Annotated in this window: 10 protein-coding genes; 6 read left to right on the top strand and 4 right to left on the bottom strand. The window is 74.7% G+C overall.

Going from position 1 to position 9987, the window contains the following annotated elements; translation table 11 throughout:
* The 3 genes from ACYVPE_RS37775 to purU form a co-directional block, all read left to right on the top strand.
* Nucleotides 1–1699, top strand: a 1699-nt coding sequence (locus ACYVPE_RS37775; protein WP_461038369.1) for a hypothetical protein, incomplete at its 5' end; no start/stop codon positions are given.
* A gap of 65 nt (nt 1700–1764) precedes the next feature.
* On the top strand, nt 1765–2211 hold the full coding sequence (locus ACYVPE_RS37770; RefSeq protein ID WP_461038368.1) for an SCO4402 family protein: 447 nt from the start codon (nt 1765–1767) through the stop codon (nt 2209–2211).
* A 47-nt stretch (nt 2212–2258) separates the two neighbouring features.
* Nucleotides 2259–3143, top strand: a complete 885-nt coding sequence (gene purU, locus ACYVPE_RS37765) for a formyltetrahydrofolate deformylase (RefSeq protein WP_461038367.1) — start codon at nt 2259–2261, stop codon at nt 3141–3143.
* Between the two features lie 19 nt (nt 3144–3162).
* Here the strand turns inward: purU and ACYVPE_RS37760 are convergent, their stop codons facing one another.
* The gene (locus ACYVPE_RS37760; protein WP_461038366.1) at nt 3163–4338 is read right to left on the bottom strand and encodes a zf-HC2 domain-containing protein; all 1176 of its coding nucleotides are present in this window, start codon (nt 4336–4338) and stop codon (nt 3163–3165) included.
* 146 nt (nt 4339–4484) lie between these two features.
* Nucleotides 4485–5057 (bottom strand): sigma-70 family RNA polymerase sigma factor, encoded by a 573-nt coding sequence (locus ACYVPE_RS37755; protein WP_461038365.1) that lies wholly within the window; start codon nt 5055–5057, stop codon nt 4485–4487.
* A gap of 352 nt (nt 5058–5409) precedes the next feature.
* On the opposite strand from ACYVPE_RS37755, the gene ACYVPE_RS37750 reads away from it, so the two are divergent.
* Both ACYVPE_RS37750 and ACYVPE_RS37745 read left to right on the top strand, forming a co-directional pair.
* Nucleotides 5410–5772 carry an STAS domain-containing protein gene (locus ACYVPE_RS37750; protein WP_461038364.1) on the top strand — a complete coding sequence of 121 codons (363 nt, stop codon included), beginning with the start codon at nt 5410–5412 and terminating at the stop codon, nt 5770–5772.
* Nucleotides 5773–5990: 218 nt separating this feature from the next.
* A complete protein-coding gene (locus ACYVPE_RS37745; protein WP_461038363.1) occupies nt 5991–6518 on the top strand; it encodes an ATP-binding protein in 528 nt (175 codons plus the stop codon).
* Nucleotides 6519–6763: 245 nt separating this feature from the next.
* Here the strand turns inward: ACYVPE_RS37745 and ACYVPE_RS37740 are convergent, their stop codons facing one another.
* Nucleotides 6764–7921: a flavin-containing monooxygenase gene (locus ACYVPE_RS37740; RefSeq protein WP_461038362.1), complete on the bottom strand. Its 1158-nt coding sequence runs from the start codon at nt 7919–7921 to the stop codon at nt 6764–6766.
* 198 nt (nt 7922–8119) lie between these two features.
* Entirely contained in the window at nt 8120–8773 is a 654-nt protein-coding gene (locus tag ACYVPE_RS37735; protein ID WP_461038361.1) for a TetR family transcriptional regulator, read from the bottom strand.
* 219 nt (nt 8774–8992) lie between these two features.
* Between ACYVPE_RS37735 and ACYVPE_RS37730 the strand changes: the two genes are divergently transcribed.
* Nucleotides 8993–9987, top strand: a 995-nt coding sequence (locus ACYVPE_RS37730; RefSeq protein WP_461038360.1) for a serine/threonine-protein kinase, incomplete at its 3' end; no start/stop codon positions are given.

Genomic DNA, 9987 nt, shown 5'->3' with positions numbered 1-9987 from the left:
ACAGAACGACATGGCTACGATCCGACTTCCCGCGCCCGCCGCGCCGCCGGTACCGCCGTCCGCCGGGCGGCCGGCCGGCGAGCTGCCACGCCACGCCACCCCGGACCGGCCGGCGTCCCCGCCGCCCACCGTCGGGAACGACGAGACGGCCGCCATCCCGGCGGTCGAGGTCACCGCCCAGATCCGGGCCCTGCCCGGCCGTGCCACGCCCGACCGGCCAGGTTCGCCTCCGGCGACAGGACGCCTCGTGCCGCCGGTGCCCGGCCGCTTCGACCAGGCCGCCACCCAGCTCTCGCCGCAGTTCCCCCAGCAGGCCGCCCCCCAGCAGGCCGCCCCCCAGCAGGCCGTCGCCGGCTACGCGCCCACCCAGCTGACCCCGCAGGTGCCGGCGTCCCCGCCGGCGCCGCCGGCGCCGCCGGCGATGCCGCCCACCGCGCCCCCGCCGCCGGCCCGCCCCGACCAGGCGGCCACTCAGCTCACCCCCCAGGTGCGGCCCCCGGCGGCCCCCCACGCGGAGGCCGCGACCCAGCTGATCCCGCCGGTCCCGGCCGGCGGCCACGCCGACGAGGCGGCCACCCAGCTGATCCCGCCGGTCCCGGGCAACGCGGGCAATCCCAACGAGGCGGCGACGCAGATGATGCCGCCCGTCCCGGGCAACGCGGGCAATCCCAACGAGGCCGCGACGCAGATGATGCCGCCGGTCCCGGGCAACGCCGGCAACGCCAACGAGGCCGCGACGCAGCTGATCCCGCCCGTCCCCGACGACGCCACCACCCAGCTGCGCGCCATCCGCCCCGGCACCCAGGCCCCCCAGGCCGCCCCCCGACCGCGGCCGCAGCCACGACCGCACCCCCAGGCCCAGCCCCACCCGTACCAGCGACAACCGCAGCAGCCGCAGCAGCACGGCCAGTTCAGCGCGCTGTTCGACCACGCCTCCGCCCAGCCGCCCGGCGGCGGCCCGCAGCCGCCGTACCGGAACGACTACGACCCCGAGCCGCCCCGCCAGCGCAACAAGCTCGGCATCGCGCTCGCCGTCATCGTCGGCTGCGCCGTGCTCGGCCTCATCGGCGGCGCCCTGCTGGGCGGCGGCGGGGACGAGTCCGACCAGCCGGCCGGCCCGCGGCAGACCGTCGAGGACGAGGGCGGCGGCGACCAGCCGGCCGAGGGTGGCGACACCGCCGAGGGGGAGGTGGCCGACGCCAGCCCCGAGTCGGGCACCGAGGACGAGGCCGAGGACCCCGAGGCCAGGGCTCAGGCCGAGGCGCTCTCCGCGCTGCTCGCCGACAGCAGCGCGAGCCGCGACTCCGTCATCCGCGCCGTCGGGGACATCCGCGGCTGCGCCAACCTCGACAACGCGGCGAACGACCTGCGCGCCGCCGCCGCCCAGCGCAACGGGCTGGTCACGGAGCTCAACGTGCTGTCCCTCGACGCCGTCCAGGACGGCGCCGCGCTGGCCACCGCGCTCACCGAGGCGTGGCAGGCGTCGGCCGAGGCCGACGACCACTACGCGGCCTGGGCCGACGAGGCCAGGACCAACCCCGCCGTCTGCCAGGGCGGCAGCGCCACCCACACCGACCGGGCCAACCAGGGCGACGCCGCCAGCGGCCGCGCGACCACCGCGAAGGAGCGCGCTTCGCAGCTCTGGAGCCCGGTCGCGGCCCAGTACGGCCTCCCGGAGCGCACCTCGGACCAGCTGTGACCGTACGATCGTTTCCCGTGCAAGGTTCGGAAAGGTCTTCCCGTCACCCCCGTCGCTCCTCCACCATGGCAGGCATGCCGCTCAACGACATGCCCTGGTGGCGTTGGCGCGCGAACGTGCGCTCGGCGCTGCACATGCTCTCGGACCCCGCCTTCCAACAGGGGGTCTGGCTCCCCGCCGTACCCGGCTTCGGTGATGTGACCGACGCCGTCTACCGGCTGGTGGAGGACACCTGGTTGGACAACTGGTCGGCGGAGAAGTACGTCGGCACCGTCTTCCGGGACAGCCAGGAGGCCGCGCTGGTCGACGTCGCCGTGCTGCGCTTCCTGCGGATCCTGCACCAGGTCGGTGCGGACGCCCCCGCCTCCGGGTACTTCCAGCAGCAGGGCTGGCCCGAGGCGGTCATGGCGGCCCGGGAGGCGCACGTCCTGCTCGCCACCAACGACGGGGAGGACCCGGACACGCCGCCGCGCTCCCTCCAGGACCTGGCCACGGTCGTGCACACCATGTGAGCCGCCCTGGTCCTGGCCGGTGGGGCCGGTGTGCCAGGCTTGGCGGCATGACGCCCTCGTCCGCGACCCCCGCCGCCGCCCCAGGCCCGCAGTACGTGCTGACCCTCTCCTGCCCGGACAAGCCGGGCATCGTGCACGCCGTGTCCAGCTACCTGTTCATGACCGGTTGCAACATCGAGGACAGCCAGCAGTTCGGGGACCGCGACACCGGGCTCTTCTTCATGCGCGTCCACTTCGCGGCCGACGAGCCGGTCACCCTGGAGAAGCTGCGGGCCAGCTTCGCGGCCGTCGGGGACACCTTCCGGATGGACTGGCAACTGGACAGGGCCGACGAGAAGATGCGCGTGCTGCTGATGGTCAGCAGGTTCGGCCACTGCCTCAACGACCTGCTGTTCCGGGCCAGGATCGGCGCGCTGCCGGTCGAGATCGCGGGCGTCGTCTCCAACCACACCGACTTCGCCGAGCTGTCCGCCTCCTACGACGTCCCGTTCCACCACATCCCGGTCACCGCCGACACCAAGGCGGAGGCCGAGGCCAGGCTGCTGCGGATCGTCGAGGACGAGGACGTCGAGCTGGTGGTGCTCGCCCGCTACATGCAGGTGATCTCCGACGACCTGTGCAAGCGGCTGCCCGGCCGGATCATCAACATCCACCACTCCTTCCTGCCGAGCTTCAAGGGCGCCAAGCCGTACCACCAGGCGCACGCCCGCGGCGTCAAGCTGATCGGCGCCACCGCGCACTACGTGACGGCCGAGCTGGACGAGGGCCCGATCATCGAGCAGGAGGTGGAGCGCGTCGGCCACGGGCTCACCCCGGCCCAACTCGTCGCGGTCGGCCGCGACGTGGAGTGCCAGGCGCTGGCCCGCGCCGTCAAGTGGCACAGCGAGCGCCGGGTGTTGATCAACGGCCGCCGCACCGTCGTCTTCGACTGACGCCGGCGCGCGGCGCCCGCTACAGCCGGGACAGCGCGGCCGCCGCGCTCAGCACGTCGTGGATCACCAGCTCGTCGCCCTCGCCCGCGGAGGCCGCCTCGTCCGGGGTGATGCGGCCGGCGGCCAACTGGCAGAAGACCACGTCGTCCACGGCCACATGCGCCACCGCCTCGCGGGCGGCGGTGCGGGAGACGGTGGCCACCGGCGAGTCGAGCGGTATGTAGAAGTCGCCGCCACCCGGGCCCTCGACCTCCAGGTGGAGGGTGCGGCCCGGGCTGCCGGCGGTGGTCAGCCGGGGCTGCGAGACGGCGAGCCCCGCGCGGCGCCGCCTGGCGATGCTCCCCGGCAGCCGCCGCGCCGCCAGGTCGACGAGCCGCCGCAACTGCGGCCCGAGCGGCGGGCCGTACGGGTACTCGACGGCCCGCGCGATGTCGTCGGCGTGCACCCAGCAGGCGAAGGCGCGGTCCAGGTACGCGTCGGAGAGCGGCAGTTCGGGGCCGGCGCCCGGCAGCCGGTCCTCGTCGCCGAGCAGCGCCCGCTCCACCGTGCGCTCACCGGTGCGGCCGCCGGCGCCGGCCGCGGCGCGGACCAGCGCCTGGGTCTGCTCGCGCCAGGGCCGCCACGTCCCGACGGCGGGGCGCGGGTCCGCCCAGCGGGCGAGGGTGCGGTCGACGGGATCGTCGCCGGCCTCGCGCAGCAGGTCGGGCAGGCCCATGGCGCGGGCCAACAGGCCGTCCACGGCGAGCAGATGGTCGAGCACTCCGGAGACCGTGGTGGTCCGGTCGAGCCAGCCGCCCTCGTCGTCGAACCAGCGCAGCTCGACGGGCGTGCGCCACTCGTCCTCGGTGATGTCGTTCAGCAGCGCGTCGAGGCGGGCCGCCTCCGAGTCAAGCGGGGCGGCCCAGGACGGCACCGGCAGTGAGGCCGGGCGGCGGGCGAGGCAGCCGTCGAGCACCCGGCCGCGCAGCCGCGGGTCGAGGTCCAGGTTGCCCTGCGGTTCGAGGAGCGTGGCCGCGTCCCGCAGCCGCAGGGCCTCCTCGGCGCAGCCCGCGCAGTCGTTGAGGTGGGACTCGACGCGCTCGGCCTCGTCGGGCGCGCAGGCGGCGAGGGCCCAGGCGCCCAGCAGGGACATCAGCTCCTGGTGGTCGGCCGGGTGCGGCTCGCGCCGCGCTCGCTCGTGCCGCTCGTCCGACATGGCCTCGCTCGTCTCCCGTCGCCGAGGGGGGACCGACCGGGAGCCGTCGGGCTCAGGTCGCCCCGGTGGGGAATCCCGGTCGCGCGGCGAGGGTACGCGAGCCGACCGGCCGTCGCACGCCAGCGACTCGCCCCTGGGGGCGGAGGTCACGAACCCTCCGGGGGCTCGGCGGCGGCGGCCGGGGCGGCCGGGGCGGCGGTGTACCGGTGGGCGGACGAGAGCAGCTGGAGGCCGAGGCGGAGCCGGCGGCGGGCCTCGGTCTCGGTGATGCCGAGCCGGTCCGCCATCTGCCGGCAGTCCTGGCGCTGGAACCTGGTGAGCTCCAACGCGTCCCGCAGGGGCGCCGGCATGGCCGTGACGATGTAGTCGGCGCGGGCCGCCGTGGAGGCGGCGCGGACCTTGGCCGCCACCTCCTCCGGGTCGCGGCCGACGCCGGGGCGGCGGCGCAGCCGGTCGACCGCGAGGCGGTGGGCCTCCTCCGCTATCCAGGACCGCATCGGGCCGCGCTCCGGGTCGAAGTCCAGCGGGTGCTCCCACAGCCTGGCGAACACGTCGTGGGTCACGCCGGCGACGAACTCCTCGTCGTCCAGGACGCGTTGGGCGATCCCGTAGGCCAGCGAGGCGAACCGGTCGTAGAGTTCGGCGAGGGCGGCGGCCTCGCCGCGCTGGAGCCGGCGACGCATGTCGCGGTCCCACAGTGGCGGCGTCTCGTGCGCCATCCGGCAACCCCCCCTCTCGGCCCACACAGCCCGTCCCGCGCGGCGAATCCCGTGCGGCGAACAACCTCGGACCCCGGCGTCGCGTCAAATGTAGTGCGCGGTGGCGTTCGGGCGCGCCCCTCGGGCGTGGAACAGCGCGCCCGAGGTGGGGTTCTCGTCAGAGCTTCCCTCTTTCGGGTGGCCGAATGGCGGGTTCCCGGCACATGCGCGTTGGCATATGACGCGTGGGCCTCCGGAAAGTGGGCAGTGGCGCACTTAGAGTGGGCCGGGCGTTCCCGGCCTCCGGCGCCGGCACGGCAGGCGGTGGACGAGTGGGCGAGCACAGAAGGGCTGCACGCGGGTGACGTTGAAGATGCGGGGAGAACAGCGGGGTGAGTGGACCGTGCTGCGGGTGGTCGGCGAGCTCGACCTGGCCACCTCGCCGAGCGTCAGGCAGCGCGTGCACGACGCGGTGGCGGACGGGCGCCGGCACCTGGTGCTCGACCTGTCCGAGGTGCTGTTCTGCGATTCGAGTGGCGTCGGGGTCCTGGTGGCGGCGCGCCGGCTGATGCGGTCGTGCGCCGGCGAGCTGCGGTTGATACTGCCGGCCAGGGGCGCGGAGGACGGCTCGCACGTGAACCGGGTGCTCGCGGCGCTCGGCGTGCGTCGGCTCTTCGACTGCTACCCGGACCTGGAGTCCGCGGTGGGCGGCGCGGACGCCTCGCTGCCGGCGTAGTCGGGGGCGGGCAGCCCTGTCGTGCCGCCGCTTTCGTGCTGCCGCTGTTCGAAGGAGTAACGATTCAGGGATCGCACACCGTGGCGGTCCCTTACTCCTTTGCGCCGGAATATTCCTGAAGCGCTTGTTGTCCGACTCGCCCGTCAATCATGCTGTGCGAGACCGGGGTTGTGCCCCGGTTGAAGGCGAATGGTCCGCCGGTTCGGATGGTGTGAGCGGTGCAGGAGCTGGAGCAACAACTGGAAGTCGCCCCCGAGCCCTCGGAGGTGGGCCGCGCTCGAAGATGGGTGCGGGCACAGCTGGGCCGGGGGCGGTCCTGTCCGGCCCGGCCCGGCGAGTCGCGGCCCGACGAGTCGCAGACCGACACGTTGGTGCTGCTGGTGTCGGAGCTGGTCACCAACGCGGTGGTGCACACGGGGCGTCCTGCCGTGCTGCGGATCGCCGTCCGGGCGGCCGGCTCGGTCCGGCTCGAGGTGGTGGACGTCAGCGCGCGCGCCCCGCGCCCGCGGCGCGCCGAGGGGGAGGACACGGGGGGCCGCGGTCTGGAGCTGGTGGAGCTGCTCGCCGACCGCTGGGGGTGGCAGGAGGAGGGTGCCGGCAAGCGCGTCTGGTGCGAGCTGTCCTGTGCGCCGCCGCGTTCGGTGCCGGGTTCGGTGCCGGGTTCGGCGCCGCGTTCGGCGCCGGGTGACGGGCGCGAGTCGCGCCGGGAACCGGAACGGGAACGGAAGGTTCCGGCCAGGTATTGACGACCCGTGCTGGCTTGATCACCCTAAGGAAAGGTTCCGTCCGGTTCCCTGGAGGCAGGATCGGGCGGTGCGGGGTGATGCGTTGCGAGGGGACGTCGAGGTCGTCGTCCCGGTCGTGGGCCGACCTCGACGAGTGCGGATCACCGGCTGGCGCCCCTTCCCACCAGGGGAGGGGCGCCCGAGTCCCGGCGGCGCCGGGTGGGCGGTGGCGGTGGCGGTGGGTGCCGGCGGAGGCGGCGGCCGGGTCAGAGTCGCCTGGCGACGGCGGCGGCGATCTTCTCGGCGTCCCTGGCGAGTTCGCGGAGCATGCCGCTGATGGGGTTGGTGAATCCGGTGAAGTGGAGCCCGGGCGCGGCCGGGTGGCTCTGTCTACCGTGCACCAGGGGTCTTCCTCTGCCGTCCAGCAGGCCGAGGTGGCCGACCAGCGGTTCGAGGCCGCGCCGGTATCCGGTGGCGGCGATCACCGTGTCGGGGGTGACGCTGGTGCCGTCCGCCAGGTTGACGGCGGCGCCGTCGAACGAGACGACCGCGGCCACCGGGTGGACCAGGCGCTTCCTGACCGCCTTGACGAGGCCGACGTCCTGCACCGGGATGGCGCCCTCGCGCACCCGGGAGTAGAGGCCGGTCCTCGGGCGGGGCAGCCCGTAGCGGGTGAGGTCGGGTAGGGAGCGCTCGATCGGCCGGGAGAGCCGGTCCACCAGGCCGACCGGCAGCCGGCGCACCAGGACGGCGCTGGCCTGGGACGGCCAGCCGAGGGTGGAGCGGCGCACGATGTGCGGGACGGTGCGGATCGCGAGCGCCACCCGCTCCGCGCCGCCGAAGGCCAGGTCGGCGGCTATCTCGGCGCCGGTGTTGCCGACGCCGACCACCAGCACGTGCTGGCCGGCGAACGGCTCGGGCGCGCGGTAGTCGCCGGCGTGCAGCAGCCGGCCGGTGAAACCCTCGACGCCCGGCCAGTCGGGGAGCAGCGGGGTGTGGTTGTAGCCGGTGGCCACGACCACGGCGGGGGCGCGCAGCACGCGGCCGCCGTTGGCCTCCAGGAGCCAGCCCTCGCCTTCGGGGTCGCGGGATATCTGGGAGACCTCGACGCCGTGGGCGAGGTCGATCCCGTGGTGCTTGGCGTACCGCTCCAGATAGCGGACGAAGTCGTCCCTGCGGACCCAGCGGCCCGCGGAGCGCGGGATGCGCAGCCCGGGCAGCGAGGACCAGCGCCTGGTGGTGTGCAGCCGCAGCCGGTCGTAGTGGCCGCGCCAGGCGGCGCCCACGTCGTTCGACTTCTCCAGGACGACGGTGCGCACCCCGCGGCGCCCGAGCGCGGCGGCGACGGCGAGGCCACCCGGGCCTGCGCCGATGACGTGCACGGGAGTGGTGGTGGGGCCCGGTTCGCGGGGCGGCTGCGGCATGGCGACGAGCATACGCAGCCGGTCGGAGGGCTGACAGAGGGTGTCCGGCGCGGTGCGCGCGGCGGGGCGCGCCGGCCCGGAGACAGGGGCCGGGCGGCGTCGCCCGCGTCGTGCCCGCGGCTACCGCTGCCTGGTGGTCCACCCGACGGTCGCCCCGAACGGAGCCCCGATGGTCGACCTGGCGGACTACCCGGCGGGCTACCTGGTGGTCGGCTTGCGGCCGGTGACGCCGAGGTAGAGGAGCAGCGCCAGCGCGGGCCGGAGGTCGGCCTGTTTGGCGCCGAGCGCCTGGAGACTCTTGGGCTGGGCGGTGACGGCGGCCAGCATCGTGACGAGCGAGCCGGCCAGCGCCACCGGGGGCGCGGTCTGCTCCGTCGCGCGCCCGCGCGTGCGCAGCTCGTCGATGGAGTCCGCGAGCGGCTTCGCGACCGCCCCCTGCACCCGGGTCCTGATCCGGACGAACCGGCGGTCGCCCTCGGCCGCGCCGAGGTCGATGACCCGCAGGATGGCGTCGTGTTTGCGCCAGAAGGCGACGAAGCCGTCCACCAGGTCCTCCGCGGTCCGCCAGCCGGCCTTGCCCGCCCAGGAGCGGCCCTCGACGAGCTCGGCGAGGCCGGCGCTCTCGCGCAGCGTCTCCTCGGCGATCTCCAGCACGGCGGCTTCGACATCCGGGAAGTACTGGTAGAAAGTGGCCGGCGAGGTGCCCGCTTTGCGAGCTACGTCGATCACCTTGACGTCGCGGTAGGGGGCGGACCCCAGCATCTTGCCCAGGCAGTCGAGGAGCTTCTGCCGCGTTGCCTGACCTCTGCGGCCGGCGACCCGGCCGTCAACGGTCGTTACCTGTCCTGTCATGCAAGTCAGCTTATCTACGCGCGATCACGGCGCGATTTGATCGCCGCCGAATGGGGGGCGGCTCTGGATATTTCATGACAGATAGCTCAATCCAGGCCCCGGGTTCGCCACGGCCACTCGCGGGGGGAAGAATCGTCCCGGAGGTCCGCAGGTGTCAGCGGGCAATGAGATGCTGCGTAGGGCGGCGGAGTGGCGCCAGGACGGGGAGGTGTCAGGCACGTGGTGGAGCAGCTGACGCAGCACGATCCGCGGCGGATCGGGCCGTTCGAGGTGCTCGGCCGGCTGGGCGCCGGTGGCATGGGCCTGGTGTACCTGGCCCGGTCGGCGTCCGGGCGGCGGGTGGCCATCAAGACGGTGCGCAGCGAGCTCGCCGAGGACCAGCTGTTCCGGGTGCGCTTCACGCGTGAGGTGGAGGCGGCGCGGGCCGTCTCCGGCTTCTACACCGCGGCCGTGGTCGACGCCGACCCGCGCGCCGCCGTGCCCTGGCTGGCCACCGCCTACGTGCCGGCCCCCTCGCTCGAGGAGATCGTCAACGAGTGCGGCCCGCTGCCGGTGCCCGCCGTGCGCTGGCTGGCGGCCGGCATCGCCGAGGCGCTGCAGTCCATCCACGGTGCGGGCCTGGTCCACCGGGACATGAAGCCGTCCAACGTGCTGGTCTCCGAGGACGGCCCCCGGGTGATCGACTTCGGCATCGCCTCCGGCGTCTCCAACACCCGCCTGACCATGACCAACGTGGCGGTTGGCACCCCCGCCTACATGTCGCCCGAGCAGGCTCGGGACTCGCGCAGCGTCAACGGCGCGAGCGACGTCTTCTCGCTCGCCTCCACCCTGGTCTTCGCCGCCACCGGGCACCCGCCCTACCACGGGGCCAACCCGGTCGAGACGGTGTTCATGCTGCTGCGCGAGCGGCCCGACCTGTCCGGGCTGCCCGACGAGCTGCGGCCGATGATCGAGTCGCTGATGGCCCACAAGGCGGAGGAGCGGCCTTCCCCGGCCGACCTCCAGGCCGAGCTGGCCCCCCACCTCTTCGCCGTCAGCGACGACGGCGGCAGCGCCTCGGCCTGGCTGCCGCCGGCCGCGGTCGCCCTCATCGAGGCCAGACAGGGCCGCGCCCCCGCCCCCGCCGCCGTGCCCTCCGCGGTGCCCGCCGCGCCCTCCCCGCCGCCGGCGTCCGCCTCGTCCTCCGCACCGCTCCTCGCGGCTCCGCCGATGCC

The sequence above is a fragment of the Streptomyces mayteni genome, assembly GCF_054783955.1.
Note: the sequence above shows the minus strand (reverse complement) of the source record. Positions and strands in the feature narration are given on the sequence as shown.

Coding starts and splice junctions, on each gene's coding strand:
- ACYVPE_RS37770 (WP_461038368.1), top strand. CDS start 1,765: ATGGCAGGCATGCCGCTCAACGACATGCCCTGGTGGCGTTGGCGCGCG.
- purU (WP_461038367.1), top strand. CDS start 2,259: ATGACGCCCTCGTCCGCGACCCCCGCCGCCGCCCCAGGCCCGCAGTAC.
- ACYVPE_RS37760 (WP_461038366.1), bottom strand. CDS start 4,338: ATGTCGGACGAGCGGCACGAGCGAGCGCGGCGCGAGCCGCACCCGGCC.
- ACYVPE_RS37755 (WP_461038365.1), bottom strand. CDS start 5,057: ATGGCGCACGAGACGCCGCCACTGTGGGACCGCGACATGCGTCGCCGG.
- ACYVPE_RS37750 (WP_461038364.1), top strand. CDS start 5,410: ATGCGGGGAGAACAGCGGGGTGAGTGGACCGTGCTGCGGGTGGTCGGC.
- ACYVPE_RS37740 (WP_461038362.1), bottom strand. CDS start 7,921: ATGCCGCAGCCGCCCCGCGAACCGGGCCCCACCACCACTCCCGTGCAC.
- ACYVPE_RS37735 (WP_461038361.1), bottom strand. CDS start 8,773: ATGACAGGACAGGTAACGACCGTTGACGGCCGGGTCGCCGGCCGCAGA.